Here is a 25,579-nt window from a genome sequence, read left to right as displayed (position 1 = left end):
GCAGTTGATCGGCGAGACTGGTAATCGGGTGGCGGATATTGCCCGTATCGAGGGCAAAGCCGCCGCCCACGCGGTGGTCAACGCTGCGCTGGCGGCAGGCTTATCCGGTGGGTTGGTGGACGATAGCTCTGCTTCTGCACCCTATGCTGCAAAGACAGGATGGGCCTATTGCGGATAGTGACGCAAACTTTCCACAACGATAACAGCATAACTTCTGGTATAAATCGTGCACAACTCAACAGATGGCGCTCTGATTACTGGAAGCAGCGAGCTAACGATTTCAAATAGGTGATGGTATGACTAACAGCCTGAATAATGTTATTGAAGAGTTAAAGGTTGTATCCGGGAACGAGAGAACTAATATTCCTTTGCCGGATGAAGCTCTTATTTCTAAATATGAAGAAGAGACAGGCTTTTCTTTTTCACCTGACTATAAGAAGCTTCTTAAGGAAGCTGGCAATATCTATTATGGAACAATCGAATTGTTGTCTATCACAGAAGACAAAAAATTCTATGGCGAGTTATTAACGGCTATAAATGATGCAAAAGAAGTTGGAGTACCTGAATCGTGGTTACCGATATGTGAAGATAACGGTAGTTATTATTGTTTAGATCAACAAGGTCGTGTCCGATACTGGACTGGCGATGGTGATAGTGAAGAGCAGTGGCCTGATTTAGCCGCCTGGGTGAAAGATGTCTGGATCGATGGCAACTAAGGTAATTATTTTACCTGAAAATCCCTGGCACCATAAAAGATGATTTTTGGAGAACCTGTAGAAGCAGTGCTCCAAAAACGCCAAGGTCATGGCATCGTCCTGATTCCCTGGGCATTGCCTGACAAACGCGTCGACTGAGATGAAATTATGAAGATTAAGACAGTGAAATGGCAATCAATGAAACAACTCTCATCGTAGAAAAAATGAACCGCATGGCTACTTTATTAGAATTAGGTGGTTATGCCAAATGGTCAGTCAGTATTTTTAAGCTGGCTGACCAATATGAGCCTGATCCTGATTACACAAAACACATTTTTCTAAATTTCTATGGCGGCATGGGATCTCTGAATGATCTCGTACTGTACAGAAACGGAAGTGTTTTGATGAGTGAAAACGATTGGGGCAGGACGCACTGGCGGGTGCCGCCGGGGCCGCCACGGGCGAGCTGGTGGGGATGATCTCCAAAGAGATGTAAGGGAAATCTGCCGATGAGCTGGATGAAACGCAGAAGCAGACGGTTTCTGCGCTGGCGACGCTGGCGGCGGGGCTTTCCGGCGGCCTGGTGGGCGACAGCTCTGCGTCTGCTGTGGCGGGGGCGCAGGCGGGTAAGACGACGGTTGAGAATAATTTACTGGGCGGTAGCGAAGATGCTCAGGCCGCATGGATACGCCAGCATGGCGTCGATATGGCGACCTGTTCCGATAATCCTGGTGGGGCCGCATGTCAGAAAGCAATGAAGGAGCGGGATGCGGTAGGGTTGGCGCTTGCTACAGGTGGTGTTGCACTGTTACCTGGCGGTGCTCAGGCTATGTGGGGACTTGGAGCAAGTGCGAATGCTGGTATCAGTTATCTGGCTGATGGCACTATAGACCCGGCAAACTCAGCTATTGCGGGTTGGGTGAATGTTATCAGTATGGGGAATGGAATTTTGGGTACTGTTGGCTGGAATGCAGCAGGAGGAGCTTATGGCAATTGGATTGATGATAAGGATCCACTTTCAGGTGCTATTTCAAATGGAGTTGGTTCTGCTGCTGGGTATGGTATTGGGAAGGGCATTACTTGGGGAACCGAGAAAGTCACTAATGCTGTAGGGCGATGGGTGACAAATGGCTGGGATCCGAAGTACGATCCGACAGGGATAAAATACGCCGAAGTTAATCGTAACGATATCATTCGAGAAGGGATGAAGCCGAGTAATGTTCCGGGGAGTGCGGGAGATATAGGTGGTTCAATAGGATCTGAACTCGGTGGCAAAGCGACAGATAAGGTAACTGAGGAACTCAAGAAATGAAACATTCTTCTCGAGTGGTAATAGGAAAATATATTGTATGTATTTCAATGCTAATTTTTAGTTTTATTGGCATGATCTTAGCTGCGGTGATAATTGAACTAGCATTAATAACTATATCATGGTTTCAATATGGGACTTTCGATATTATGTGGAGTAATATTTTTCATGCAGTTAAGTTGGGTGGTGTAGGAGGAGGGATTTTAGGTTTTGGCTGGATCTTATTTTATCTTTTTAAAGTGAAAGGTTTTTAGTTGGGAAGTACACGCCAGATGGGGTTATAAAATAACAGTGGAATGGGCTAGTTTTATAAATTTTCTTGGTGAAAGGGAAGATTCTATTGGAGTTATCAACCTGTGTCATGCTATCGATGAATCCCCGGTTATATCAGCTGATGCTGGCGAATATAATGATCCGGATGGAAAAACAAAGTACTATAAATTTTACCACTCGGGTATCGAGATGGGGTTTCGGAAAAACTGCTTAAGTCATATTCATTTTTACTTTGGCAATGAAGATGAATATTCACCGTTTACTGGTAATTTCATCCATGGAATTGAAGCGGGAATGGACAGAGCATACATTACAAAATTGCTTGGAAAACCCACTTTGGTTGGCGAAGGCAAAGGAATCGGGAGAGAAAGAATGAGGAATGATCAAGAGATTTATAAAGATATCGGTACTGTTTTATACAGTATTGCTCCCGACCAAGCTAAAAAGATCATTATGCGTGCAGAGTTATCACCGGAAAACGATCATTGTAAGTATGAATATGATTATCTTGATGCTACTGATGAAATTCAATGGTTGACGGCTGGTGGTAGGGTGAATACAGATATCCTTCGTTATCTGGTAGAGCTTCGCAACTACTATATCGAAAACAATCTGACCAATGGCCGCCCTGCATGGCATGGATGTGAAGTTACGCTGGATATTGAAAAAATGAAACTCAATATAGACTTCCGCTACGATGATTAGGCATCAACGCTCCCTCTCCTGGCACCGGGAGCATGCTATCAGACGTGAACCCATTGCCCTCCTGGCAAAATGCGTTGTTCGAGGGGCGTGTTATCGATGGTATCACTTGAACCGATTTAGTATTGATGTTCTATTTTAAGCATCGCTATCGAGCTCATATGAGCTAATTTATCTGTCAGGAGGAATGATGCGCGAATCCCAGGATATTTATAATGACATTGGTGCGGTATTGCTTTCGATCGCGCCTGAGGATGCGGTAGAAATCATTCTGAACGCAAAGTTAGAACCTGAAAGCGACTGCGGTGAGTTTACTTATGACTATGTCGATAAACAGGGAAACCAGCATTGGGTTACTGAAACAGCGGATGCCAGTGCAAGACTTTTAGATCTTTTGGTCGAACTGAGGAATTTCTTCGTTGATAACGTTCAATCACTCGAAAAGCCGTTCTGGCAGGGCTGTGAGGTAACGGTAAACGTTGAAACACTCAGTATTAATATTGACTTTAAATATGAGGACTAAAATGTCTAATTTTTTGAAAAAAGTCTTATCCGGTTGCGGCGGTCAATTTTGTCTAAAAGAAGATGGCATATACACGTTCGATCCAGAGACAGGCGCTTTTGATTACCTTGCTCCAGATATCAATGAATGGTGTAAACATATTCTTGAAGACTATGAGGTATTAACGGGCTACCCACTGGCAAACGCATGGCAGAAGAAGTATGGTTCAATACCAGCGGGCTATCGCCTGGTTCCAAAAATTCCGTTTGTAGTGGGTGGCGAATATGAGCCAGATAATCTTTATTTAGAAAAATCGACAATAGCAATGAAAGCAAGAGCCAATATTGCATTGCAAATAAGAGACGTTCCTGATGGTAGCAATATCCAGTTAACGTTAAAATAGTGTGCAGTGAGGTTCAATAATATGTTAGTCAACATTGATGAAATACAAAAACAAGTTAATGAAATTATTTTACGAGCAGGCTTTCCAAAACATTCAGTTAATCTGTGTTCTGCTCCCTATGTCGATGGCACTCCCTATATTTCATTCGAAAATAGTTCATATAACTATATTTACTCAGAAAGAGGGTATGAGTTCTCCCGAAAAGTCACTCACTCTTTAAACACGCTGCTTTATTGGATAATCTCCGAATTTGCCTATAAGATTGCATACCAGTATGAGTTAGATCACAGGGTTGAAGGCAGAGATGGAAGGCGCATCGCTTTTCCAAAATTTATTGAAATAATGGCAAATATGAACCCAGCCTGGGAGTCAGAAGCACGAAATGAAATTCAAAATATTCTGGTTGAAGCACCCTATGACGATAGCCTCTATACATAGTTGAGGGCAGCATCGCATCAGCACCGACGCAGAAAATGTCTGCTCATTTTGACAAGGTAATGGCTATCAATCACAGGGAGTCGCAAATGAAAATATTCCCCATCCTGTTCTGTTTCATGCTCAGCGGCTGTGTTGTTGGCAATATGGATTCAACCGACTATCAATACGTGCGCTATGCGCAAACGTTTCAGAAGCCGGGTGCAGGCGGTTACACCGATAATGAACAGCGTAAAGCCGATCTCTATAGCTGTGGCGTACCTAAAAATGCCAATCTTGATGATGGTAGCTGGAACGGTGGCAGCGCCCGCCCGGAGCAAACGCTTCAGGAGATCGTTGCCAGGAACGAAAAAATTTCAGGCTGTATGAAAAGTAAAGGCTACAAGGTGTACGGTTACGATGCGTGTGGCCCACTTAAAGCGCCGACCGGCCTTTGCCCTAATTAATACGATTTGTCACCCCAGGATGAAAATATGCGCGAATCCCAGGCTATTTATAATGATATTGGCTCGGTCTTAGTTGCCGCTGCGCCCGATAACGCCGCAACCGTCATCGTGCGTGCTGAGCTGTCGCCCGAAAATGATCACTGCAAATGTGAGTTTGATTATGTGGACAGCACCTCAGGTGAGACAAACTGGTTTACTGCAGGCGCACAGGCCAATGCTGATTTGCTGGACCTTCTGGTTGAGCTGAGGACATTTTTTGTTAATAACATCTCCTCAAAACAGCCTTCGTTCTGGCATGCCTGCGAAATAACGGTCGATGTTGAAACGCTCAGAATCAAGATTGATTTTAAGTATACTGATTAACAGATAATAATCTCGCACTAAATAAAACTTCAGGACAAATAAATGAGCGACTTAGACGATCTGCATAATAAAATTGGTCAATTACTGGTTGATGCCGGTCCTGCTGAGGCGAAGAAAATCATTGCTCGCGCAAAATTAGCCCAAGATGGCGAGTCCTGTGAATATGAATATGATTATGTTGATCAGCAGGATAACCTGGACTGGTTCGTGCCGGATAAGCTCGCCAGTTATCATCTTCGGCTCCTGTTAGTTAACCTGCGGGACTATTATATTCAGAATAATATGATGCAGGCTAAAGCGCCCTGGACAGGTTGCGATATCACCGTTGAAATACCCGCAGAGAAAATAAGCATCAGCTTTAAATATGATGCCCTACCAATATAGGGGAGGCAAATTCCAGGACTATTCCGGGCTTTAAGATTATTCCCTATTTCATCGCCTGCCAAAAAAACCAACAATTTTATCGCCTTAATTTGCAGTGGAATATCTCCAGCCTGACGGATGGGGATATATGGCATTACACATAAAAAATGACAACAAGGATTACGGAAAATGAAAAAACTCTCTCTGGCGGTATGCGTTGCGGCGAGTCTGGCAAGCGGCGCTGCTCTGGCGGATAATCAGACTGTTTCTGTGGGTTATGCGCAGAGTAACGTTGAAGACTTCAAAAATATCCGCGGCGTGAACGTTCAGTATCGCTACGAGTGGGATTCCCCGGTCAGCCTGATGGGTTCATTTACCTATATGAGCGGCGATCAGGACGAGCATTATTATCTCGCTTCCGACTCCATTAAAAACCACGTCGAAGTGAAATATTACTCCCTGATGGCAGGCCCGGCATATCGCCTGAATGATTTCGTTTCCCTGTATGCGCTGGGCGGCGTGGCACGCGTGAAAGCAGACGGCCACACCACCTGGGTGAACGGCGGCGACAACTATACCCAGCGCGACGGCATCAATGAGAAATCCACCTCTTTCGCTTACGGCGCGGGCGTACAGTTCAACCCAACGCCTGAACTGGCGATCCACGTCGGTTACGAAGGCACCACTGCCGACCTGGGCGACGATTATGGGATCGACGGCTGGAATGTGGGCGTAGGTTACCGTTTTTAATTGGTGCGGCCTGATGCCGGGTGGCGGCGATGCCTCACCCGGCCTACGGTCTGAAGGTTTTGTAGGCCCGGCAAGCGCAGCGCCGCCGGGCGTTACAAACCGCACTGTGCCTGCATAATATGCGCAATAAATTGGGTTAACTTCGGCAACGGACGTAGATCCTGACGCCATAACAGGTGCACCGGTCGGGGTTGTGGTGTGTAACCTTCTAAAACACGTATCAGCCGTCCATTCGCCAGCTCATCCGCCACCAGCACCTCCGGTTGCAACAGTAATCCCCCGCCGGCAATCGCCGCCATCCGCAGGCCATACCCGTCGTTACAGCGCAGGATCGCATCGCGCTTCCAGCGCACCTCCCCCTCCATGCCCGGCAGTCGCCACTCGTTGCGCGCGGTCCAGACGGTGTGGGAGAGACAAAGATGCTCCACCAGATCGTCCGGCGTTTGCGGCGTGCCGTGGCGGGCTAAGTAGTCCGGCGCGGCGCAGATCACCATCCGGTACGGGCAAAGGTATTTCGCCACCAGATCCTCGGTGTGGATGTCGCCAATGCGGATCGCCAGATCTACCCCCTCCTCCACCAGATCGACCATCCGGTTAGTGAGATCCAGCTCGACGCGCACCTCAGGGAAACGCTGCAAAAAGGTGGCGGTCAGCGGGGCAATCACGCACCCGCCGAACGAGGTGGGCGCGGTCACCCGCAGCGTGCCCGCGGGCGCGGTACGCAGACGCTCCACCGAACGTTCAGCGATGGCGACCTGCTCGATAACCCGCTTTGCCTCCTCAAACCAGACTCGCCCGGCGTCGGTCAGGCTCTGGCGGCGGGTATTACGCTCCAGCAGCCGGGTGCCAAGCTGCGCCTCCAGCCAGGCGATGTACTTCCCGACCATCACCGCCGACATCTCCAGCCGGGCGGCGGCACCGGTAAAGCTGCCGCTCTCCACCACCGCGATAAAGGTCTCCATGCCGCGAAGCTTATCCATATTGCAAACCTCTGGTTAATAATGATCTAACTTTAGCCCAGTTTATCCGCCCTCTGGTTTGTTAAACAATCAAGGCTCACAACACAGAGGAGTCGGCTATGAAAATCGTCATTATTGGTGCCAGCGGTACGGTCGGTCAGGCCGTTACAGAAGAGCTAAGTCGTCGTCATGAGGTCATTCGCGTGGGTCGTACGAAAGGCGATCATCAGGTGGATATCACCTCCCAGGCCAGCGTGCAGGCGCTGTTCGAGAAGATCGGTCCGGTGGATGCGATTGTCTCTGCCAGCGGCGGGCTGCACTTTGGCCCTCTGTCGACCATGACCGACAGCGAGTTTAACCAGGGATTGCAGGACAAATTGCTGGGCCAGGTGCGGCTGGCGCTCACCGGGCAGCACTACCTGAATGAAGGCGGGTCAATTACGTTAATTAGCGGCATCGTCGCCCACGAGCCTATCGCCCAGGGGGTGAATGCCACCACGGTAAACGCCGCGCTGGAAGGCTTTGTCCGCGCCGCCGCCTGCGAACTGCCGCGCGGGATCCGCATCAACCTGATTAGCCCGACGGTACTCACCGAATCGGCCGAAGCCTACGACGGTTTCTTCCCGGGGTTCGAAAGCGTGCCCGCCGCAACGGTCGCCCAGGCCTATCGCCGCAGCGTGGAAGGGGTGCAGAGCGGACGGGTGTATCAGGTAGGGTATTGATGGTAAACGGGGCGAGTCGGACTCGCCCCGGTCAGGATCAGAGCCTGCGGCGGATTTTTTCCACCATCGCCGCGGTGGAGATCCCGTAGCGGTCGTGCAGGGTTGGCAGCGCCCCGGCGTCGAGGAAGGCGTCCGGCAGCGCGACGGTATCAAAATCGACATGCACCCGGTTGCGCATCAGCAGTGACGCCACCGCCTCGCAGAGGCCACCCACGCTGCTGTGGTTTTCCGCCACCACCACCAGTCTGCCCGGCTTCGCCGCCTGCGCCAGAATGGTCTCCTCGTCCAGCGGCTTGATGGTGGGCGAGTGGAGCACCGCCACGCTGATGTTGTCCTTACGCAGCTGCTTCGCCGCCTCCAGCGCCCGCATGGTCATCAGGCCGGAGGCGATAATCAGCACATCGCTCCCCTCCTCCAGCAGCGCGGCTTTGCCGATTTTGAACTGGTAGTTGTACTGGTCCAGCACTACCGGCACCTTGCCGCGCAGCAGGCGCATATAGACCGGGCCATCGTGCTCTGCCATGGCCGGTACCGCCTGCTCGGTGTCTATCGCGTCACAGGGATCGATAATCGTCATCCCCGGAATGCCGCGCATGATGGCGAGATCTTCCGTCGCCTGATGGCTGGGGCCGTAACCGGTGGTCAGCCCCGGCAGCGCGGCGCAGATCTTCACGTTCAGATGCTCTTCGGCGATCACCTGATGAATAAAGTCATAGGCGCGGCGGGTGGCAAACACCGCGTAGGTAGTGGCGAAGGGAATGAAGCCCTCTTTCGCCATCCCGCCCGCGGCGCCCATCAGCAGCTGCTCCGCCATCCCCATCTGGAAGAAGCGCTCGGGGTGTGCCTGGGCAAAGATATGCAGGTCGGTGTATTTCGACAGATCCGCCGTCATGCCGACGATCTCCGGGCGCTGCTCCGCCAGCTTCACCAGCGCGTGGCCGAAAGGCGCGGCGCGGGTCTCCTGCCCCTCTTCGGCAATAGAGGCGATCATCGCCGAGGTGGTTAAACGCGGTTTTTTCTCGGTGGTCTGGCTCATCACTGCACTCCTTCCGGTTTGTTCGCGTCCAGCACCGCGAGCGCTTTTTGCCACTCGTCAGCATCCACGCGGATAAAATGGTTCTTGTCGCGCTGCTCAAGGAAAGGCACTCCCTTGCCCATCAGGGTGTCGCAGAGAATGACGCGGGGCTGATTCTCCGGATAGCGCTTCGCGTTATCGAACGCCGCCACCAGCGCCGGCACGTCGTTGCCGTTGACCCGCTGCACGTACCAGCCAAACGAGGTCCACTTATCTTCCAGCGGCTCAAAGCCGAGGATTTTTTGGGAGTTGCCGTCGGCCTGCTGGCGGTTGATATCCACCAGCACGATCAGGTTCGACAGGCCGTGGTGGGCGGCGGACATCGCCGCTTCCCAGGTGGAGCCCTCATCCAGCTCGCCGTCGGACATGGAGTTCACCACCCAGGCATCACTCCCCTTGTGCTTCAGCCCCAGGGCCATGCCCACGCCGATGCTCAGGCCCTGTCCCAGCGAGCCGCCGGAGATCTCCATGCCTGGCGTATAGGTGGCCATGCCGGACATCGGCAGGCGGCTGTCGTCGGAGCCGTAGGTCTCCAGCTCCTCTTCGGGAATAATGCCCGCCTCGATCAGCGCCGCGTAGCAGGCGATGGCGTAGTGGCCGTGGGAGAGCAGAAAGCGGTCGCGCCCTTCCCACTCCGGCTCATCGGCTCTGAAGGTCATGCCGTGGGCAAAGGCGGTGGCCAGCACGTCCGCGTAGCCCAGCGCCTGGCCGATATAGCCCTGCCCCTGAACTTCACCCATCCGCAGGGCGTAGCGGCGGATGCGCCATGCTGCGGCGGCGACCTGTTGAATTGTGGTATCAGTCATAATCCTGTCTCCTTAGTGGATCAGCATGCCGCCGTTGACGTCGAGGGTGATGCCGGTGGAGTAAGAGGAGAGATCGCTGCCGAGGAACAGCGCGGCGCGGGCGATATCCTGCGCATCGCCGAGGCGGTTAAGCGGAATGCCTGCCAGAATGGCGGTTTTCATCTCGTCCGAAAGTTTGCCGGCGGTGATATCGGTCTGGATCAGCCCCGGAGTGATGCAGTTTACCCGCACGTTATCCGGCCCCAGCTCGCGGGCCATCGCCTTCGCCAGCCCCAGCACGCCCGCTTTGGCGGCACTGTAGTGCGGCCCGCCGAAGATGCCGCCGCCGCGCTGGGCCGACACCGAGGAGATGCAGACGATGCTGCCGGACTGCTGGCCGCGCATGGTGGGAATAACGGCCTGGGACATCAAGAGCGTGCCGCGCAGGCTGACGTCCAGCACCGCGTCATAGTTTTCCCGCTTAATATCCATCAGCTTGATCGGCTGGGTGATGCCAGCGTTATTCACCAGAATATCGATGCGCCCGTATTTGCCCAGCACCTGCTCGATGGCGGCATTCACCTGCAGCTCGTTGCTGACGTTCGCCGCCAGCCCCAGATGCCCCTCGCCCAGGCTTGCCGCCGCCTGCTTACTGGCCTCTGCATCTAAATCAATAATGACCACTTTCGCGCCCTGTTCGGCATAGAGTTTTGCCGTGGCGAACCCCAAACCGCGTACGGAAGCCGCGCCGGTAATAACGGCGACTTTATCTTTCAGTAGCATATATTTACTCCATAATATTGAGAGGTGTTTAATTTATTATTTCGGCTCTTCCAGCAGGGTGATCATTAATAAGCCAATAGCTGCGCAAATACCGAAATAAATAAAGACGGAATTAAAACTTCCTGTTTTATCCAGCAGATAACCCGCCAGCATTGGCGAAACAAATCCACCGAGATTACCGCCGCTGTTAATAATGGACGCGGCGATGGGATAGGTTTTACTGTCCGCTACCGCCATGCCGTAGGCGGTAAAAGCGGGCCAGCCGATATTCAGACACAGGCCAACAAAGAAGAGCCCCACGCACACCGCCACGGTGCTTTGCGGAATATTGAGCATGATGACCATCATCAATACGGTGCTGATGGCGGTAAACATCATGGTCGGCTTACGTCGGCGCCCCAGCAGCTTGTCTGACACGTAGCCGCCGAAAATCGCCCCGATAAAGCCGCCGATGCAGGGCATGCTGGCGACCAGCCCCATACTCATGAAGGTAAAGCCTTTCTCTTTGACCAGGTAGAGCGGGATCCAGGTCAGCAGGCCGTAAAGCACGCTTACCATCATGAAGTAGGCCACACAATCGCCGAGAATATTCTTCGAGGTGAAGAGCCCTTTCACCGTCTCTATCGGGGCCAGATCGCGCACGCGGATCAGCCGGTCGAGGCGGTTGAAGCGCGGTTCAATCACGATGTTTTCCCGCCGGGTTTCCGCTGCGTTTTGCCCCCCGACGATGGTCTCCAGCTCGGCTTTAGAGACCATCGGGCTCTCTGCGGGACGGGTACGCACCAGCAGATACCAGAGCACGGCAATCACCAGCCCGGGAATGGCGAAGGAGAAAAAGACCCAGCGCCACCCCCAGGTCATGGCGATCCACACCGCCAGCGGCGGCACCAGAATGGGGGCGAACATGGTGGCGGCGATATAGACGCCGGTGGCGGTGGCTTTCTCCTTCGGCGGGAACCAGTTATTGATGGTGGAGGCCAGCCCCACCGGGCAGGGACCTTCCGTCAGGCCGAGCCCGAGGCGGATAAACTTCAGCCCCAGCACCGAGGTGGCGGTACCCATCAGCCAGGTGAAGGCAGAGAAGCCAAATATCGACAAGGCCACCATGCCGCGAATGCCTTTTTTAGCAATAAAAAAGCCCGCCGGGATCTGGCTCAGGGCATAGCCTAAAAAAAACATGCTGGCGATGGCGCCGGCCTCGAAATTATTGATATGAAATTCATCGATGATAAAGGGAAGCACGGCGCCGATATTAGTTCTGTCTGCATAATTAATGGCATACACAATAAATATTAACGCCAGCACCACGAAGCGGTAATTGGTTTTTTTTGTGGCTATGTAGGGGACAGCTTGTTCTATACGAGACATGTTTTACCTCATTATTCGAACAACGTGAGTCGTTTTAATTTCGCGTTCGAATTCAATATATCGGCTTACGTTTGAAACACCATTCAATAAAACTCATTTATTGCTGAGATAAATTTGATTCGCGAAGCGCGTCATAAAAATAACGGCTTCGTTTATGGGGATATAGGTTTTTTAAAAAATGTGGCGGGGATCCTGTTTAATCCATTCAGCCGCAATAATATTGCCGGTGCAGGGCCAGGATGTTATGTTTTTTTACCGCAACATCCTCAAGGAGGACCGGTTATGCCCGCGCAGGATCGCCAGACGCTCCCCATCCCTTCGCTGCGGAACATTCAGTCTTTTATCGCGGTCGCCAACTCCCTGAGCATTCACCTGGCGGCCGAGCAGCTTAACGTCACCCCCTCAGCGGTGAGCCATCAGATCGCCTCCCTGGAGTCCTGGATGGGCAAAAAGCTGTTTATCCGCAGCGGCAAGGGGGTCACCCTTACGCCTACCGGAGAGAAGTACCTGCGGGAGGTTTCGGCGGCCATGAGCGCCATCGGGCGCGCCACCGAGCAGGTGATCAAAGAGAAGGAGAACGCGGTGCTGCGCGTACACTCCTCCCCGACCTTCGGTTTATCCTGGCTGCTGCGCCGCCTGGGCAAGTTCCGCGCCGAATATCCCGATATCATCCTCAACCTCACCTGCTCTTATGAGAACCTGCAGTTCGCCCGGGATAACATCGACATTGATATTCGCCACGGCATCCCGGACTGGGACGCCTATCGGGTGATGACCATTAAGAATGATGCGCTGGTGGTGCTGGCCTCGCCCGATTACCTGCGTGAGCACCCGGTCCAGTCACCGCAGGATCTCTTACAGCAGGCGCTGATTTCATCCACCAGCACCCTGGTGAACTGGGAGAAGTGGTTTGCCTGGCACAATATCGACCGGCCCTGGCTCAACTTCAGCCTGAGCTTCGATCGCTCTTATATGAGCTTTGAGGCGGCGCGCATGGGGCTGGGATTTATTCTTGAAAGCAAAATGATGGCCACCGATCACCTGAACGATGGCTCGCTGGTGCAGGTCCTGCCGGACAGTATGGGTATTGCCATTAACGCCCATCATCTGGTGATGCCGCACATGAACGAGCGCAGCTGGAAGATCCAGCAGTTTGTCGAGTGGATTGACCGGGAGTTGCGGCTGTCGGGGTATCACCTGTAACGCCGGGTGGCGGCTTCGCCTTACCCGGCCTACAGAACGTGCGGCCTGATGCCCTCACCCCAATCCTCTTCCACAAGGCTGAGGAATCCCCACCAAAATATTCGCACGGACCATCCCTTCTCCCTTAAGGGAGAGGGTTAGGGGGAGCATGCGGCTAAGGAGGGGGTTCCGTTCACCTCAAGTTCCTTGCTTCTCTGACAGGCCTGAACCGGTGAACGTGCCAGGGTGGCTCAATCGCCACCACCCTGGCGACCCGGGCTCCCGGCAAGAAAATCGCCGCTTCGCGGTTCCCTCAGCTTATTCCTCCAGGCTTTCGGGTCGGGCACCAGCCTGCATCCATGCAGGCTATGCCCTCTCGGCGCGTCCCTGCGCCTCGCCCCGGCCTTCCGGAAACGCTTCGGCGATTTTCAGCCGGACCAGGGAGTCGCTGTAAGTTATTTAATTTATTGTGATTATTTCATTGCTTTAAAGGCAATAAAATTACCGGGGAGCCCTCAGCCCATAGGGTGAGTACGCAAACACTAAAAACGGTAACTGGCGCTACCGTTTTGCTTTTACCTCGTAGGCCGGGTAAGGCGTAGCCGCCACCCGGCACAACATCACCCCACCGTGCCCCACACCAGATTCCCGTTATGGAAGGTCGCGGTACGCGGGGAAATACGTGCTACCGCTTCGGCGGAGCAGGAGGCGTCCACCAGCACAAAGCTGGCGGCATCCTGCGCCTTCGGCCATACGCGTTCGCCTTTATCGTTCAGCGGCAGCACGTCGCCAGTGGCGATACCCAGCGCGCGGGAGAGCGTCTGCTCGTTCGGGCGGATGTAGAGCTGGGCGTAGAGATTCGCTTTTTCCAGCATGTCCCCCAGGCCATACGGCGACCAGTGGTCGATCACGCTGTCGGTGCCGGTCATGACAAACACGCCTTTGTCACGCAACTGCTTGAGCGGCATGTGGAGCGTGCCAATCGGCACCGTGGAGGCGATAGTCACCTGCTGCGCCGCCATGCGGGTGGCGATCTCATCCACCTGCTGCTCGTTCATCGTCGCCAGCGCAAAGGCGTGGCTGATGGTCAGCTTGCCCTTAAGCTCCGGAGTCTTCTCTACGGTCTGCACCATGTAGTTCACCGCCGCAACCCCCGCCGGGCTGGTTTCGTGCAGGTGGATATCCACCCCTTTGTCGTAATCGAGCGCAATCTGGAACATCAGGTCGAGGGATTTCTCCATCGCGCCGTCCACGCTGGTGGGATCCAGCCCGCCGACGTAATGCGCTCCGGCCTGCATCGCCTCGCGCATCAGCTTTTCAGCGTTTGAGAGCAACAGGCCGTGCTGCGGGAAGGCGACAATCTCACAGTCAAACCCGGGTTTACGCCGGGCCAGTACCGCCTGTAAATTTTCCAGGTTTTTTAGCCCGGAGGTCGGCTCGATATTACAGTGGCTGCGGGCGATGGTGGAGCCCTTCGACTGGATCAGATCGATCAGTTTTTCCGCCCGCTCCTGGGTATAAGGTTGCAGCTCCGGGAGCAGCTTTTGCTCCAGACGGATCATATCCTGAATGGTGGTGCCCGCCGGGCGGTTGAGCGAGCGCCACGGGCCGCCGTAGAAGGTCTTATCCAGATGGATGTGCATGTCGCGCATCGCCGGTAACAGCAGTTTGCCACCCGCATCGTAGTGCGGCAGCGTGGCGTCGGCGTGGCTGTTGTTGTCGCGCAGGGCAGCAATCTTGCCGCCCTTGATCTCCAGCGTTTTCAGCTCGGTGCGGGTGCTGACGGCCACGTCGCCGTCAAAGTTAAACCCGGCCTCCAGCAGCACGTTGTCCAGATAGTAATGTGTCGCGGTGATGTTCATCGGTTTGCCCGTCTCGCAGGTCGCTTTTGCGGTGTCAGCAGCATACGCGACGGAGCCAGCAGTGCCAAACAGGGCGCAGGCGGTTGCAGCGGTGGCGATTTTGCCGCTCTGGCTGAGAAACTCCCGGCGGCTTTTATTCTCACTCATTGTCTTGTCCTTTTACTTACGTATTCACACACAGCGGGCGGGAAGCCCGCCAGGGTTAAGCCACAATATGGGTCCCGGTTTCACCACGCAGGGCTGCGGGCAGGCAGTCCGGCGAGGTGATGATCACCCGCTTGCCGCCGTGGTGCAGAAATTCCAGCGAGGCCACAATTTTCGGCAGCATACTGCCCGCCGGGAAGTGCCCCTCTTCCATATAGCGCGTCATCTGCGCCACGTTGACAGTGTCCAGCGCCTGCTGGTCTGGCTTGCCGAAGTTAATGCACACTCTCTCCACCCCGGTGGTGATCACCAGCACGTCGGCGCGGATCTCACGCGCCAGCAGCGCGGTAGAGAGATCTTTGTCGATCACCGCGTCCACGCTCTGGTAGTCGCCCTGTTCGGTACGCACCACCGGAATGCCGCCACCGCCCGCGCCAATCACCACAAAGCCTTGTTGAGTCAGGGCCTTGATGGCGTCCGCCTCCACGATGCGCACCGGCTGGGGCGAGGCCACCACCCGGCGGTATCCGCGGCCTGAATCCTCGACGAAATGCCAGTCGGGATGGGCGCGTTGCAGCTCATCGCGCTGCGTCTCGCTGAAAAACGCCCCGATGGGCTTGGCAGGATGGGTAAAGCCAGGATCGTTTTTATCCACCTCCACCTGGGTGACCACCGTGACCGCTTTCTGCTCCCCGCGGGCGGCAAGGCGGTTATTCAACGCCTGCTGGATCAGGTAGCCAATGCCGCCCTGGGTATCGGCCACGCAGTTTGCCAGCGGGGTCAGCGGCAACCCTTCCCGCTCGTGGGCGATTTCGGCACGGCGCAGATCCAGCCCCACCTGGGGGCCGTTGCCGTGGGTGAGTACGATGTCGTAGTCGGAAGCCAGCATCTCCAGCACCGACTCGGCCACCGCTTTCACCGCCTGCGCCTGGTGCTCAATCGACTGGCTGGCGTTATCTTTGATAATGCTGTTGCCACCAATGGCAACGACCATAAGCTCTTTCATACGTTGTCCTTTATAACGGTGCCCGACGTCGCGCTTGCCGCTTCGCGGCTATCCAGAACATGCTTCAGCACAAACATGCCGCTCATCATCAGGTAAGCCAGCACAAAGGTCAGCGAGCTGCCCTCGGCGAAGCCCACCACCGGGGCGTGGATGACCCCGAACAGCGCCAGCAGCGCACCGACCGCGGCGGCAACGGCACCGCGTAGCGGCTTGTTGATGATGGCGAAGATGGCGATACAGCCCCACAGCATGCTGGCGAGCGGTGCACCGTTACCCAGGTGCATCAATCCTTCGTAGTAAATGCCTTTGCTGTGCAGCACGTCGGTGCCGATTTTCGCCGCACTGGTGCCCGCCGCCCCCATCACGCTGTTCATCATGGTCAGCGCCCAGTTGGCGATCCACGGGAACAGACAGATAAAGATGACGGGCACCTCCACTTTGGGCGTCTCCCTCACCACCTGGTTGGCGGTGACCACGCCGATAAAGACCAGAATCGGCACGATGGCGGTCATTGGGATGATGGCGAGCATAAAGGCTCCCAGCCCGAACAGCGGCACGATGAACATGGTGACGCCGGAGGCCAGCGTGTAGCCGATGCTGGCCCCCATCGCTTTCCAGCCCGCGTGGCCGACGTAGACCGTCACCGGGAACGGGTTCCCCATCAGGCAGCCGAGCATGGACGAGAGACCGTTGGCCAGCATCACCTTGCGGGTCGGGTATTCGTCCCCCGCCGCGTGGGCGCTTTCGATGTTCTCCAGGTCAAAGATGTAGTTCGCCAGCCCCAGTGGCACGGCAGAGGCCAGATATGGCAGGGCGTGTGGCAGACCCTGCATAAAGCTGTCGATATGCACTTCCGGCGGGTTAAAGCCGAAGGAGGACATCGACGCCTTGATCGCTTCCGGGCTTTGCAGGCCGGAGATCCACGCCAGGGCCGTACCGGCGATCAGCAGCAGGAGACCGGTGGGGATGCGGGCGAAGATCGGCTTTTTGCCAAACCAGTTGATGAAGATCAGTAGCAGGACGATAAAGGAGACCGTCGGCGCTTCGAACGCCTGCAACATCGGGTTCATCGCTAACAGCAGCAGACCCAGACCGGAGAGGCACGAGAGCAGCACGGTACGCGGGATCATCTTGCGGATGGTTTCGCCAAGGAAAGAGCCGCCCGCGAGGATCATCGCCTCCACGAAGCACCACACCAGACCAATCTGGATGGCGAAATCCGCGTCACCGGTCTGCTGGTAGACCGGCATCAGCACCAGAAAGGTGACGGTGAAGATCGAGGGCGCGCTCGGCCCCGACGGCAGCGCAGTCACATCGTTACGCCCGGTCTGGCGCGCCATCTGCAGGCCAAACCACGCGTAGCAGACGCTCGCCACCAGTACCGCCAGCCCGAAGGCTGGCGCAATACGTCCATAAACAATCTCTTTCGGGATGCCGACGACAAAAATGAGCAGCCCCATCATGGTCAGCAGGTTCGTCAGGTTGTTGGTCATCAACCCGAAGTACGCCGCCCAGTCACCTCTTTTCCACTCCAGTTTCATGCTTTTCATGGATGCTTACCTTAAAGGAAATAGCGATCGCGGAAGGCTAACAGCGCCTTTTCAAAACAGCTAAACGGCGGATGAACGATCCCGGCACCAATCATGCCGATGCCCGCATCTTTATGGGCGATGGCGGTGTTGATCACCGGCAGAATACCGCTGCCCGCCACGCGGGTGATGTCGATGGCGGTAGGAACGCCCATAAACGAGAGCAGCGGAATGGTGACGTTCGGGTTTTCGCCCAGCGTGATCTCGCGCATCTGGCGGGAGAAGTCGATGGCTTCTTCCACCGTGCCGCCCACCAGGGCGACAATCGGCGGGGCCGTCGCCATGGCAAAGCCACCGATGCCGTAGGTTTCGGTGATGGCGCTGTCCCCGATATCCAGCCCGGAGTCTTCCGGCTTATAACCCGCGAACATCGGGCCAATCACCTGCTGCGCCGGGCCGGTGAACCACTGCCCCGGCAGGCCGGAAACGCGCAGGCCGAACTCGTAGCCGTTGCGCGCCATGGTGGTGACCACGGTGCTGTACTCGATGCCATGGGCGGCATCCAGCGCGGCTTTACACATTGCCATCCAGGTTGGGCCGGAGAAGTAGTCGCTGCTGGCGACGAACTCAAACACCTCGCGCTGCTGCTCCACCGGATAGCCCGCCTGGATCAGCCCCGGGGTTAAGGCCTGAATCAGCAGCGTGGTGCCTGCATTATTACGGTTGTGGCACTCATCACCCATGTGCAGCGCCTGGGCCAGCATCAGGCGCAGATCGATTTCGCCGATGATCTTCATGGCGTCGCGCAGCATCGGGCCGAGCACGTCGCGCATCCAGTTCAGACGGTCGATCACGCTCTGGTCGTTGGCCCCCATGCGCAGGATCTTCGCCATCTGCTCGCTGAGGTTGGTGAAGGCGCGGTTGCCGTAGGTTTTGTTCTCGACGATATGCATAAACATCGACGCAGAGGTAACACCCGCCATCGAGCCCACGCAGTCGTGCTCGTGGCAGGGCGAGAAGGTGATCTCGCCTGAGGCCGCCAGTTGCGCCGCCTCTTCCAGATCTCTGGCTAAGCCTTCAAATACCAGCGCACCGGTGACCGCCCCTTTCATCGCCCCGCACATGTTTTCCCATGCCACCGGCGGACCGGCGTGCAGGATGGTGGTGCGGGTCATGCCTGGCACGACGTTGATCGCCTGGTCATAACCCACCAGCACCGGGTGGGACTGAATAATGCGCTCAAGGGCAACCTTGTTAGCCGCGGCGATCTTCTCTGCCAGCGATTTTTCAGCCAGTTGATCCAGCGCCTCAACCACCTGCATATTGCCCTGCCCCGGCGGGGTCCAGTCGAGATGAGTGACCGGAACGTGCTGCTTCTTGAGATCGTCGCTGAACAGGGCAATGCCGACGTTAATCACATTCAGCGGCTGGTTAAATAAAGTCGTCATTATGCTTTCTCCCCTTTGCAGACAAATTCACGTGCCAGTAATCCGGTATTGGTACTGCTGCTGGCCCAGATGACGCCCGCATCGGTGAGCAGCTGGCACTGCTGCGCCAGGGACTGGGGATCCTGGTCGGTGCCAAGCACGTAGCCGAGGATGACCAACGGTCGGTTATCGGCTTTCGCGATCGCCTGCGCCTCCTTGATCGCCTCGATCATTACCCCCACAGGATCCTCGTGTGCGCCAAAGCCGAGAACGAAGTCCATCACGATCACGCCCACTTCCGGATCGCGTGCCTCCTGCAACAGGCGGCTGATGCGGTTGGTCGGGTCGATCATCGGGTGCGGTTTGCCGTTGGTGAAATCGTCATCGCCAAAGTCGAGGAAGGTATGGGCCTGGCTGACGTTAATGTCCTTCAGGCGTTTAGCCGGGTCCGGCTGGATGTTGCTGTAGACGTCGTCATATTTCTCCAGCGCAGCGAACATCGCTTCGTCGCACAGGGTGCCGCCGCAGAACAGGCCGCGAATGTACTTCTGCTGCGGGGTCAGGTGGGCACGCACCTCTTCAATCAGCGGCCAGTTAAGCGGGTGCAGATCGAGCGACTCTTTTTTAATGCCGGTGAGCAGTACCGCCTTCAGTGCCGCCTCTTTGGTACCGCGGGCAAAAGCTAATCCCGCTTCATCGGCTGGGGGTTCATTGCGGCCGAGGAAACAGACTACGACCGGTTTGCGGCAGGCGCGGGCGCGGGCCAGCACTTTCTCCGCCACCGCAGGCGCAGGCGGTTTGGAGATCAGGGCGATGACCTGGGTGGCGTCGTCCGCTTCCAGCATGGCGATGGCGTCGAGCATCATCAGCCCGCCGATTTTTTCACTCAAATCGCGACCGCCGGTGCCGATCAGCTGGGAGATGCCACCCCCGAATTCGTGGATGCGCGCGCTCAGCTCCTGGCTGCCGGTGCCGGAGGCGCCGACGATGCCAATCGACCCGCGACGGACCGCGTTGGCAAAGCAGAGCCCGGCCCCGTTAATGATGGCGGTGCCGCAGTCCGGCCCCATCATCAGCAGCCCTTTTTCATGGGCCAGCTGCTTGAGCGCCAGCTCGTCGTCAAGGGAGACGTTATCGGAGAAGAGCATTACGTTGAGGTTGTTCTCCAGCGCCTGGCGCGCCTCGCGGGCGGCAAAGGTGCCGTTGACCGAGATCACCGCCAGGTTGGCGTCCGGGCGGTGGGTTTTGGCACTGGCGAGCGTGGCGTAGCGCGATTCGTGTGAGCCTGCGCTCTCCTTGCGGGTAAACAGGGCTTCGATGGCGGCCAGGGTGTCGTCGTTGGCGGCCTCGCCTTTAATCACGATCATCAGATCGCCGTTTTTGGCGTCTTCTAATTCCGGTGTCAGCAGGCCGAGATTTTTTAATACGCCTTTATTCATTTCGGTGGCCATAGCAACAAAGGCCTGCTCCACGCCGGGCAATTTGTTGGCTTTGGTGGAAACCGACATCAGCGAAACAGAATCAAAATAAGTGTTCTTTTTTATCACGATTTTGGTGGGCATTACGTCCTCCTGAATGCGGGCAAAAGGGGGCCACATCACGCCCAAGGGCATGACGGGAAGAGCTATTTTTATTTCAGGCCAGCGCGAAACGGCTGGCCGGGAGTATTACGCGCCGGCGGCGATCAGCAGGTCGGCAATTTTGCTGAAGCCTTTTTCCCGCGCCAGTTCGAGGGGGGATTTGCCGTATTTATCGGTCATATGCGGGTTGGCGCCGTGGTCGAGCAGTAGCTTCACGATCGCCTGCTGGCGAGGGCCGCCGTCATTTAACACAATGGCTTCGAGCAGCGGGGTCCAGCCGACAAAGTTGGTGTGGTTAACGTTGATGTCGGTGCGGGCCAGCAGTTCCTGCACCACCTCCAGATGCCCTTTCTCGCTGGCCGGGGTGATCCCCACCCCGCCAAAGCGGGTCAGCCTGTCGAGATCCGGGTTGGCCGGCAGGACAAGGCGCAGCAGGGTGAGATCGTTGGTCAGGCAGCTAATCAGGAACGGGTTGAAACAGGTCTGATCCTGCTGGTCGATATTTGCGCCAGCGGCAATCAGCCGCTCCACGCAGGAATAGTGTTTATTCAGGCTGGCGATAATAATGGCGGTTCTTTTCTGCCGGTTGGTGGCATTTATATCCACCCCTTTTTCCAGACAGGCGTTTAATGCCTCGACATTCCCCTGCTCGGCGGCTAACAGAAATTCAGTAACGAGTTCATTGCTGGACATATCCACACTCCGGGTTTTCCTTTCTGATGGAGTGAGCATAGCAATGGCCTGGTCAGAAAAGAATCCGCTTAAAAATGATTCATCGACAGCGAATTCATTGTTGAGTTAAATTTAACAGTCCGGTCAAAACGTGCGTCTGTGCAACCTTTTCCTTATGTTTTACCGCTTTTTAGGCCCTTAAGCTGCATTCTGCTTATGTTTACGCAGGCCTTGCGCTGCGCGACTCGCAGCAAATTAGCAGAACTGTGACCGGCTTCAAATGAGTTGTAACCGCGTTGTTAAAATATGTTCAAAACTGATGGGTGCCGGGAGCCATAATATGAATTCCATCTTTACCGAAGAGAACCTGCTGGCGTTTACTACCGCGGCCCGCTTCAGCAGCTTCAGCAAAGCGGCTACCGAGCTGGGGGTCACCACCTCGGCCATCAGTTACACCATCAAGCGGATGGAGACCGGCCTCGACGTGGTGCTGTTTGTGCGTAACACCCGCAGCATTGAACTCACCGAATCGGGCTTTTACTTTTACCGTAAGGCGGTAGACCTGCTGAATGACTTCCACGCCATCAAGCGCGGGATAGATACCATCTCCCAGGGCATTGAGACCCGGGTGCGGATCTGCATCAACCAGCTGCTCTATACGCCGCGCCACACCGCCCGCCTGTTGCAGGTATTAAAGAAACAGTTCCCCACCTGTCAGATCACCGTCACCACCGAGGTGTATAACGGCGTCTGGGATTCGATCATCAATAATCAGGCGAACATCGCTATTGGCGCGCCGGATACCCTGCTGGACGGCGGGGGGATCGATTACACCGAGATTGGCGCGATCCGCTGGGTGTTTGCCATCGCCCCGGACCACCCGCTGGCCCTGGCTCCGGAGCCGCTGGCCGAGAGCCAGTTGCGCCTGTATCCCAACATTATGGTCGAAGACACGGCCCATACCATTAACAAGAAAGTGGGCTGGCTGCTGCATGGCCAGGAGGCGATCCTGGTGCCGGATTTTAATACTAAATGCCAGTGTCAGATTCTGGGCGAAGGGATCGGTTTTTTACCGGAACATATGGCGAGAGAGGCAGTCGAGGCGGGGCTGCTGGTAACGCGGCGCATTAATAACCCGCGCCAGGACTCGCGCATGCTGCTTGCCACGCAGCATGCGGCAACCGGTCTGGTCACCCGTTGGATCAAACAGCAGTTTGCGCCCCAGGGGGTGCTGACCGGGATCTACAGCGATTTACTGTGGCGGGATTAGCTGCGGCTTTGCACCCAAAACGCATGGATAAGGCCGGGGATGTAGCCCAGCAGCGTCAGGATGACGTTAAGGATAAAGGCCCAGCCAAACCCTTTGCCCAGCAGCACGCCAAGCGGGGGAAGCAGGATGGTAATTACGATACGCCAGAAACCCATAGATTCTCCATACAAGCAGTCAGGTCATTGTTAAAAAAGAGATTTTAACTTTAAGGGTAGCGAGTCTACGCACGGCTGACAGCGTTGGCGTGAAGTTTTACCCTCTTTTACCCTCTTTACACAGGTTTAGGCTGGCGATTAAGGGGTAATCCGCCCGCAGCGCTGTACCGCGGCCTGCGCCTGGGCTAAGCTCGGAATTCATCCATCATAAGGAGGTAACTATGTTTTCTGTCGGCGATCTCGTACAGCCGCGCATGGGCGGACCAAAACTTAAAGTCATCGAAGTGCATGAAGATCAGATTGTGGCGGTGCAGGCAGGTAACGAACAGGGAGATAAATACACCCTGAAAGCAGCGGATGTGGCGCTGTATAAAGAAGATGGCGATTTCGGCGTCTGCTAAGCGCCGGTGCTGCCGGGCGGCGTGAATCCGCCCGGTCTGCGCGCATTAAATCAGGAAATCATCCAGTGATTTACCCTCTGCCAGCGCAAGGGAGATAGGCTTCGGCGTACGGCCCTGGCCGGTCCAGGTTTTTTCAGTGCCATCGAGATCGGTATAGCGATATTTTGCAGCACGCGGCTTGCGCTTTTTCGGCTGCGCGCTGGCGCTCAGCAGCTCGGAACCCAGCAGGTCTTCTGCCGAAATACCGTCAGCTTTCATCATCTCCAGCAGAGCGCTAATTTTTTGCTGCTGCTCGGCACGTTGCTGTTCGATCTCAGCCTGCTCATTACGTTTTTCTTCCGTGACAATGCGCAGCTTTTCGAGCATATCTTCCAGCACGTCCAGAGAGAATTCACGCGCCATCGCGCGAAGTGAACGGATATTATTAAGATTATGTAACATTGAAGTCATGTAATATGAAAACCTTTTCAAAGTCGTCTGAATAATCAATACCGGCTCATGGTAATTCATTTGTTTATAAACATCCAGACGATACCGCACGAAAATATAATTCAGGTCAAACAACAGGGAATTAAGAATATATAATGACGGTTATTTTCACTTTGAATGATTTATTCAGGACCGCTGTTTAATCATTATTTATTACCACTGTGCTATTACCGGCATCATTGATTGAGCCGCTGCAGCGCAAAACGAATATTCATTCATCTGCATCGCATAAAACAAAATCGTCAATCTCAGAGCTTTACGCTGCACAACATCATTTTAACAACATAACCGCCTTGCGACATGGGCGTTTTTCCTTACCTGAACACAGGTCATGCCAGACGCGGAAAAACGTTACATTAAGACGTTGTTTTAAAATATAAAAACAGAGCGTAACAAAGAAAATAACGCAACACTGGCAAAACCGGTTCGTTTAGAGAATTTTACGGACAAAACGCCAGTAAATAAAAATTTATCGCTAATTGAGAGTTTCAATGCAGAGAGATACGCTATACACGAAAAACAAAGCAAACTAAAGCACTACCCCAACCCGCTTTAGCCTCGTTATCGTATCATCTTCAGGAGTCAGAACATGTTCTCACGGCAGTCTCGCCTGCGCCACGCTGTAGCGGACACATTTGCAATGGTGGTCTACTGTTCGGTGGTGAACATGCTGATTGAAATATTCCTCTCCGGAATGACCTTTGAGCAGTCACTTTCTTCACGTCTGGTCGCCGTGCCGGTGAACATCCTTATTGCATGGCCGTACGGTTTCTACCGCGATGCGGTGATGCGTTTTGCCCGCCGCTATTCATCTACCGGCTGGATGAAAAATCTGGCGGACGTGGTGGCCTATGTCACCTTCCAGTCGCCGGTATATGTCGCCATTTTATTAACGGTGGGCGCAGACTGGCACCAGATCGCCGCTGCTGTAAGTTCGAATATCGTGGTGTCGATGATGATGGGCGCCGTCTACGGCTATTTCCTCGACTACTGCCGACGTCTGTTTAAAGTGAGCCAGTACCAGCAGGTCAAGGCCTGAAACACGGCGACTGGCGAAAGCCAGTCGCGTCGTTATTGCGAGTCGCCAAACAGGCCTTTCAGAAAGCGTTCCAGCGCCATGCGGGAACTGAAACCATGCGGAATACCATAATGTTCCTGATTATTGCCCCCTAAATAGAGCGGGAACTGCTGGTAATGGTCGCTGGTTTTCATCTCTGAAGCAGGCTCCGCGAAGGAAAGACTTCTCTCTTTCAACGTCGGATGAATGATCAGCGCAGTGCGCCCCATGCGGGCTTCCCGGTTCACATAAACATAATTATCGCCACGACGATAACCGTATGCTTTTTGTGTTACCACATCCACCGTAAATCCCGCTTTTTCAAGTTCGCGCGCAACCTCATCGGGTCGTAAATACATATTCTTTCCTCGTTATCATTTCCTGCCGGGCAACCTTACCGTATTCAGCATTAGCAGTGCTTTCAGAAAAATCCATAAACGGCCTGATAAGCCGTGACCGGCTTCAGATATTAAAAAGGTGGTCTAAACTGTTTATTACCGCAAATTCAAGGGAGAATTGTATGTTTAGCCGATCAAACCGAAACGATGTTGAGGACGATGCTCAGGATATCCATAACGATGTCAGGAAATTAGCGGATACGCTGGAAAGCGTTTTGAAATCCTGGGGATCGGATGCGAAGGGCGAAGCGGAAGATGCGAGACGTAAGGCGCGGTCGCTACTGCGCGAAACCCGTGCGCGTCTTAATGGATGCTCCACCAGCAAACAGTCTGCCTGCGATGCCATAAACTGTGCGAACACCTTTATTCGCGAAAGACCCATGTGTGCGGTAGGTACCGTCGCCGCCGTCGGGATCTTCATCGGTGCGCTGCTAGCCCTGCGTAAGTAACGCCCGACTCCAAACTGTGCTCTTC

31 protein-coding genes and 1 pseudogene are annotated in these 25,579 nt (G+C 54.8%); 18 read left to right on the top strand and 14 right to left on the bottom strand.

Annotation, left to right across the window (positions count from 1 at the left end):
• Positions 1–296: 296 nt before the first annotated feature.
• From DVA44_RS05325 to DVA44_RS05275, 12 genes and pseudogenes are all read left to right on the top strand, one after another.
• Positions 297–716: an SMI1/KNR4 family protein gene (locus DVA44_RS05325; RefSeq protein WP_103822619.1), complete on the top strand. Its 420-nt coding sequence runs from the start codon at positions 297–299 to the stop codon at positions 714–716.
• A 167-nt stretch (positions 717–883) separates the two neighbouring features.
• Positions 884–1,174, top strand: a complete 291-nt coding sequence (locus DVA44_RS25645; protein WP_168194455.1) for a hypothetical protein — start codon at positions 884–886, stop codon at positions 1,172–1,174.
• A pseudogene (locus DVA44_RS05320) lies at positions 1,117–2,007 on the top strand (VENN motif pre-toxin domain-containing protein); the annotation flags it as partial. The gene DVA44_RS25645 and the pseudogene DVA44_RS05320, both read left to right, overlap by 58 nt.
• On the top strand, positions 2,004–2,258 hold the full coding sequence (locus tag DVA44_RS05315) for a hypothetical protein (protein WP_103822614.1): 255 nt from the start codon (positions 2,004–2,006) through the stop codon (positions 2,256–2,258). The pseudogene DVA44_RS05320 and the gene DVA44_RS05315, both read left to right, overlap by 4 nt.
• Before the next feature lie 391 nt (positions 2,259–2,649).
• Positions 2,650–2,982: a hypothetical protein gene (locus DVA44_RS05310; protein WP_114388373.1), complete on the top strand. Its 333-nt coding sequence runs from the start codon at positions 2,650–2,652 to the stop codon at positions 2,980–2,982.
• 187 nt (positions 2,983–3,169) lie between these two features.
• Positions 3,170–3,502, top strand: coding sequence for a hypothetical protein (locus DVA44_RS05305; protein WP_103822623.1), 333 nt, complete (start codon positions 3,170–3,172; stop codon positions 3,500–3,502).
• A 1-nt stretch (position 3,503) separates the two neighbouring features.
• Entirely contained in the window at positions 3,504–3,884 is a 381-nt protein-coding gene (locus DVA44_RS05300) for a hypothetical protein (protein WP_114385900.1), read from the top strand.
• Positions 3,885–3,905: 21 nt separating this feature from the next.
• Positions 3,906–4,322, top strand: a complete 417-nt coding sequence (locus DVA44_RS05295; RefSeq protein WP_168194454.1) for an Imm63 family immunity protein — start codon at positions 3,906–3,908, stop codon at positions 4,320–4,322.
• Positions 4,323–4,357: 35 nt separating this feature from the next.
• Positions 4,358–4,765 carry a hypothetical protein gene (locus DVA44_RS05290; protein WP_231736549.1) on the top strand — a complete coding sequence of 136 codons (408 nt, stop codon included), beginning with the start codon at positions 4,358–4,360 and terminating at the stop codon, positions 4,763–4,765.
• Between the two features lie 27 nt (positions 4,766–4,792).
• On the top strand, positions 4,793–5,128 hold the full coding sequence (locus DVA44_RS05285) for a hypothetical protein (RefSeq protein WP_103822627.1): 336 nt from the start codon (positions 4,793–4,795) through the stop codon (positions 5,126–5,128).
• A 42-nt stretch (positions 5,129–5,170) separates the two neighbouring features.
• Positions 5,171–5,512: a hypothetical protein gene (locus DVA44_RS05280; protein WP_103822628.1), complete on the top strand. Its 342-nt coding sequence runs from the start codon at positions 5,171–5,173 to the stop codon at positions 5,510–5,512.
• Between the two features lie 168 nt (positions 5,513–5,680).
• Positions 5,681–6,241: an Ail/Lom family outer membrane beta-barrel protein gene (locus tag DVA44_RS05275; RefSeq protein ID WP_114385898.1), complete on the top strand. Its 561-nt coding sequence runs from the start codon at positions 5,681–5,683 to the stop codon at positions 6,239–6,241.
• Positions 6,242–6,333: 92 nt separating this feature from the next.
• Here DVA44_RS05275 and DVA44_RS05270 read toward each other — a convergent pair whose 3' ends face one another.
• Positions 6,334–7,221, bottom strand: a complete 888-nt coding sequence (locus tag DVA44_RS05270) for a LysR family transcriptional regulator (protein ID WP_114385897.1) — start codon at positions 7,219–7,221, stop codon at positions 6,334–6,336.
• Between the two features lie 98 nt (positions 7,222–7,319).
• Between DVA44_RS05270 and DVA44_RS05265 the strand changes: the two genes are divergently transcribed.
• Positions 7,320–7,922, top strand: a complete 603-nt coding sequence (locus tag DVA44_RS05265) for a short chain dehydrogenase (protein ID WP_114385896.1) — start codon at positions 7,320–7,322, stop codon at positions 7,920–7,922.
• Between the two features lie 37 nt (positions 7,923–7,959).
• Here DVA44_RS05265 and DVA44_RS05260 read toward each other — a convergent pair whose 3' ends face one another.
• The 4 genes from DVA44_RS05260 to DVA44_RS05245 are packed head-to-tail and all read right to left on the bottom strand — an operon-like array spanning position 7,960 to position 11,933.
• Positions 7,960–8,958: a transketolase family protein gene (locus tag DVA44_RS05260; protein ID WP_114385895.1), complete on the bottom strand. Its 999-nt coding sequence runs from the start codon at positions 8,956–8,958 to the stop codon at positions 7,960–7,962.
• Complete coding sequence (locus DVA44_RS05255; protein WP_114385894.1) at positions 8,958–9,803, bottom strand: transketolase; 846 nt, start codon at positions 9,801–9,803, stop codon at positions 8,958–8,960. Before DVA44_RS05255 ends, DVA44_RS05260 begins: the two co-directional genes overlap by 1 nt.
• 12 nt (positions 9,804–9,815) lie before the next feature.
• The gene (locus DVA44_RS05250) at positions 9,816–10,565 is read right to left on the bottom strand and encodes an SDR family NAD(P)-dependent oxidoreductase (protein WP_103822634.1); all 750 of its coding nucleotides are present in this window, start codon (positions 10,563–10,565) and stop codon (positions 9,816–9,818) included.
• A 36-nt stretch (positions 10,566–10,601) separates the two neighbouring features.
• The gene (locus DVA44_RS05245) at positions 10,602–11,933 is read right to left on the bottom strand and encodes an MFS transporter (protein ID WP_103822635.1); all 1,332 of its coding nucleotides are present in this window, start codon (positions 11,931–11,933) and stop codon (positions 10,602–10,604) included.
• Between the two features lie 282 nt (positions 11,934–12,215).
• Between DVA44_RS05245 and DVA44_RS05240 the strand changes: the two genes are divergently transcribed.
• Positions 12,216–13,136: a LysR substrate-binding domain-containing protein gene (locus DVA44_RS05240; RefSeq protein WP_103180848.1), complete on the top strand. Its 921-nt coding sequence runs from the start codon at positions 12,216–12,218 to the stop codon at positions 13,134–13,136.
• 599 nt (positions 13,137–13,735) lie between these two features.
• Here DVA44_RS05240 and DVA44_RS05235 read toward each other — a convergent pair.
• From DVA44_RS05235 to DVA44_RS05210, 6 genes are all read right to left on the bottom strand, one after another.
• Positions 13,736–15,124 (bottom strand): amidohydrolase family protein, encoded by a 1,389-nt coding sequence (locus DVA44_RS05235; protein WP_114385893.1) that lies wholly within the window; start codon positions 15,122–15,124, stop codon positions 13,736–13,738.
• Between the two features lie 55 nt (positions 15,125–15,179).
• On the bottom strand, positions 15,180–16,127 hold the full coding sequence (locus DVA44_RS05230; RefSeq protein WP_103822638.1) for a carbamate kinase family protein: 948 nt from the start codon (positions 16,125–16,127) through the stop codon (positions 15,180–15,182).
• Positions 16,124–17,677 carry a xanthine permease gene (locus tag DVA44_RS05225; protein ID WP_114385892.1) on the bottom strand — a complete coding sequence of 518 codons (1,554 nt, stop codon included), beginning with the start codon at positions 17,675–17,677 and terminating at the stop codon, positions 16,124–16,126. Before DVA44_RS05225 ends, DVA44_RS05230 begins: the two co-directional genes overlap by 4 nt.
• A gap of 11 nt (positions 17,678–17,688) precedes the next feature.
• Positions 17,689–19,104: a DUF1116 domain-containing protein gene (locus tag DVA44_RS05220; RefSeq protein ID WP_210405526.1), complete on the bottom strand. Its 1,416-nt coding sequence runs from the start codon at positions 19,102–19,104 to the stop codon at positions 17,689–17,691.
• Positions 19,104–20,645: an acyl-CoA synthetase FdrA gene (fdrA, locus tag DVA44_RS05215; RefSeq protein WP_114385890.1), complete on the bottom strand. Its 1,542-nt coding sequence runs from the start codon at positions 20,643–20,645 to the stop codon at positions 19,104–19,106. The genes DVA44_RS05220 and fdrA overlap by 1 nt, the downstream gene beginning before the upstream one ends.
• Positions 20,646–20,750: 105 nt before the next feature.
• Positions 20,751–21,356: an ankyrin repeat domain-containing protein gene (locus tag DVA44_RS05210; RefSeq protein WP_114385889.1), complete on the bottom strand. Its 606-nt coding sequence runs from the start codon at positions 21,354–21,356 to the stop codon at positions 20,751–20,753.
• 319 nt (positions 21,357–21,675) lie between these two features.
• Between DVA44_RS05210 and DVA44_RS05205 the strand changes: the two genes are divergently transcribed.
• The gene (locus DVA44_RS05205; protein WP_103822643.1) at positions 21,676–22,605 is read left to right on the top strand and encodes a LysR substrate-binding domain-containing protein; all 930 of its coding nucleotides are present in this window, start codon (positions 21,676–21,678) and stop codon (positions 22,603–22,605) included.
• On the opposite strand, the gene DVA44_RS05200 is transcribed toward DVA44_RS05205, so the two are convergent.
• Positions 22,602–22,760: a YqaE/Pmp3 family membrane protein gene (locus DVA44_RS05200; RefSeq protein WP_103822644.1), complete on the bottom strand. Its 159-nt coding sequence runs from the start codon at positions 22,758–22,760 to the stop codon at positions 22,602–22,604. The genes DVA44_RS05205 and DVA44_RS05200 overlap by 4 nt on opposite strands.
• Before the next feature lie 221 nt (positions 22,761–22,981).
• Here DVA44_RS05200 and DVA44_RS05195 point away from each other — a divergent pair, with 221 nt between their 5' ends.
• Entirely contained in the window at positions 22,982–23,161 is a 180-nt protein-coding gene (locus DVA44_RS05195; protein ID WP_103822645.1) for a hypothetical protein, read from the top strand.
• Between the two features lie 45 nt (positions 23,162–23,206).
• Here the strand turns inward: DVA44_RS05195 and stpA are convergent, their stop codons facing one another.
• The gene (gene stpA, locus DVA44_RS05190) at positions 23,207–23,611 is read right to left on the bottom strand and encodes a DNA-binding protein StpA (RefSeq protein ID WP_103822955.1); all 405 of its coding nucleotides are present in this window, start codon (positions 23,609–23,611) and stop codon (positions 23,207–23,209) included.
• Positions 23,612–24,239: 628 nt separating this feature from the next.
• Between stpA and alaE the strand changes: the two genes are divergently transcribed.
• Complete coding sequence (gene alaE / locus DVA44_RS05185; RefSeq protein ID WP_103822646.1) at positions 24,240–24,689, top strand: L-alanine exporter AlaE; 450 nt, start codon at positions 24,240–24,242, stop codon at positions 24,687–24,689.
• Between the two features lie 32 nt (positions 24,690–24,721).
• On the opposite strand, the gene DVA44_RS05180 is transcribed toward alaE, so the two are convergent.
• Positions 24,722–25,066 carry a DUF2002 family protein gene (locus DVA44_RS05180; protein ID WP_039030004.1) on the bottom strand — a complete coding sequence of 115 codons (345 nt, stop codon included), beginning with the start codon at positions 25,064–25,066 and terminating at the stop codon, positions 24,722–24,724.
• 161 nt (positions 25,067–25,227) lie between these two features.
• Here DVA44_RS05180 and DVA44_RS05175 point away from each other — a divergent pair, with 161 nt between their 5' ends.
• Entirely contained in the window at positions 25,228–25,554 is a 327-nt protein-coding gene (locus tag DVA44_RS05175) for a DUF883 family protein (RefSeq protein WP_103822647.1), read from the top strand.
• Positions 25,555–25,579 lie beyond the last annotated feature (25 nt).

Origin of the sequence: Leclercia sp. W17 (assembly GCF_003336325.1) — a bacterium.
In the GTDB taxonomy this organism is placed as follows: domain Bacteria; phylum Pseudomonadota; class Gammaproteobacteria; order Enterobacterales; family Enterobacteriaceae; genus Enterobacter.
This window is presented reverse-complemented; position numbering and strand designations above follow the sequence as displayed.

What these genes read in the sequence shown, in the direction of transcription:
- DVA44_RS05325 (WP_103822619.1), top strand. Translation starts at nt 297, where the DNA reads ATGACTAACAGCCTGAATAATGTTATTGAAGAGTTAAAGGTTGTATCC.
- DVA44_RS25645 (WP_168194455.1), top strand. Translation starts at nt 884, where the DNA reads ATGGCAATCAATGAAACAACTCTCATCGTAGAAAAAATGAACCGCATG.
- DVA44_RS05315 (WP_103822614.1), top strand. Translation starts at nt 2,004, where the DNA reads ATGAAACATTCTTCTCGAGTGGTAATAGGAAAATATATTGTATGTATT.
- DVA44_RS05310 (WP_114388373.1), top strand. Translation starts at nt 2,650, where the DNA reads ATGAGGAATGATCAAGAGATTTATAAAGATATCGGTACTGTTTTATAC.
- DVA44_RS05305 (WP_103822623.1), top strand. Translation starts at nt 3,170, where the DNA reads ATGCGCGAATCCCAGGATATTTATAATGACATTGGTGCGGTATTGCTT.
- DVA44_RS05300 (WP_114385900.1), top strand. Translation starts at nt 3,504, where the DNA reads ATGTCTAATTTTTTGAAAAAAGTCTTATCCGGTTGCGGCGGTCAATTT.
- DVA44_RS05295 (WP_168194454.1), top strand. Translation starts at nt 3,906, where the DNA reads ATGTTAGTCAACATTGATGAAATACAAAAACAAGTTAATGAAATTATT.
- DVA44_RS05290 (WP_231736549.1), top strand. Translation starts at nt 4,358, where the DNA reads ATGTCTGCTCATTTTGACAAGGTAATGGCTATCAATCACAGGGAGTCG.
- DVA44_RS05285 (WP_103822627.1), top strand. Translation starts at nt 4,793, where the DNA reads ATGCGCGAATCCCAGGCTATTTATAATGATATTGGCTCGGTCTTAGTT.
- DVA44_RS05280 (WP_103822628.1), top strand. Translation starts at nt 5,171, where the DNA reads ATGAGCGACTTAGACGATCTGCATAATAAAATTGGTCAATTACTGGTT.
- DVA44_RS05275 (WP_114385898.1), top strand. Translation starts at nt 5,681, where the DNA reads ATGAAAAAACTCTCTCTGGCGGTATGCGTTGCGGCGAGTCTGGCAAGC.
- DVA44_RS05270 (WP_114385897.1), bottom strand. Translation starts at nt 7,221, where the DNA reads ATGGATAAGCTTCGCGGCATGGAGACCTTTATCGCGGTGGTGGAGAGC.
- DVA44_RS05265 (WP_114385896.1), top strand. Translation starts at nt 7,320, where the DNA reads ATGAAAATCGTCATTATTGGTGCCAGCGGTACGGTCGGTCAGGCCGTT.
- DVA44_RS05260 (WP_114385895.1), bottom strand. Translation starts at nt 8,958, where the DNA reads ATGAGCCAGACCACCGAGAAAAAACCGCGTTTAACCACCTCGGCGATG.
- DVA44_RS05255 (WP_114385894.1), bottom strand. Translation starts at nt 9,803, where the DNA reads ATGACTGATACCACAATTCAACAGGTCGCCGCCGCAGCATGGCGCATC.
- DVA44_RS05250 (WP_103822634.1), bottom strand. Translation starts at nt 10,565, where the DNA reads ATGCTACTGAAAGATAAAGTCGCCGTTATTACCGGCGCGGCTTCCGTA.
- DVA44_RS05245 (WP_103822635.1), bottom strand. Translation starts at nt 11,933, where the DNA reads ATGTCTCGTATAGAACAAGCTGTCCCCTACATAGCCACAAAAAAAACC.
- DVA44_RS05240 (WP_103180848.1), top strand. Translation starts at nt 12,216, where the DNA reads ATGCCCGCGCAGGATCGCCAGACGCTCCCCATCCCTTCGCTGCGGAAC.
- DVA44_RS05235 (WP_114385893.1), bottom strand. Translation starts at nt 15,124, where the DNA reads ATGAGTGAGAATAAAAGCCGCCGGGAGTTTCTCAGCCAGAGCGGCAAA.
- DVA44_RS05230 (WP_103822638.1), bottom strand. Translation starts at nt 16,127, where the DNA reads ATGAAAGAGCTTATGGTCGTTGCCATTGGTGGCAACAGCATTATCAAA.
- DVA44_RS05225 (WP_114385892.1), bottom strand. Translation starts at nt 17,677, where the DNA reads ATGAAAAGCATGAAACTGGAGTGGAAAAGAGGTGACTGGGCGGCGTAC.
- DVA44_RS05220 (WP_210405526.1), bottom strand. Translation starts at nt 19,104, where the DNA reads ATGACGACTTTATTTAACCAGCCGCTGAATGTGATTAACGTCGGCATT.
- fdrA (WP_114385890.1), bottom strand. Translation starts at nt 20,645, where the DNA reads ATGCCCACCAAAATCGTGATAAAAAAGAACACTTATTTTGATTCTGTT.
- DVA44_RS05210 (WP_114385889.1), bottom strand. Translation starts at nt 21,356, where the DNA reads ATGTCCAGCAATGAACTCGTTACTGAATTTCTGTTAGCCGCCGAGCAG.
- DVA44_RS05205 (WP_103822643.1), top strand. Translation starts at nt 21,676, where the DNA reads ATGAATTCCATCTTTACCGAAGAGAACCTGCTGGCGTTTACTACCGCG.
- DVA44_RS05200 (WP_103822644.1), bottom strand. Translation starts at nt 22,760, where the DNA reads ATGGGTTTCTGGCGTATCGTAATTACCATCCTGCTTCCCCCGCTTGGC.
- DVA44_RS05195 (WP_103822645.1), top strand. Translation starts at nt 22,982, where the DNA reads ATGTTTTCTGTCGGCGATCTCGTACAGCCGCGCATGGGCGGACCAAAA.
- stpA (WP_103822955.1), bottom strand. Translation starts at nt 23,611, where the DNA reads ATGACTTCAATGTTACATAATCTTAATAATATCCGTTCACTTCGCGCG.
- alaE (WP_103822646.1), top strand. Translation starts at nt 24,240, where the DNA reads ATGTTCTCACGGCAGTCTCGCCTGCGCCACGCTGTAGCGGACACATTT.
- DVA44_RS05180 (WP_039030004.1), bottom strand. Translation starts at nt 25,066, where the DNA reads ATGTATTTACGACCCGATGAGGTTGCGCGCGAACTTGAAAAAGCGGGA.
- DVA44_RS05175 (WP_103822647.1), top strand. Translation starts at nt 25,228, where the DNA reads ATGTTTAGCCGATCAAACCGAAACGATGTTGAGGACGATGCTCAGGAT.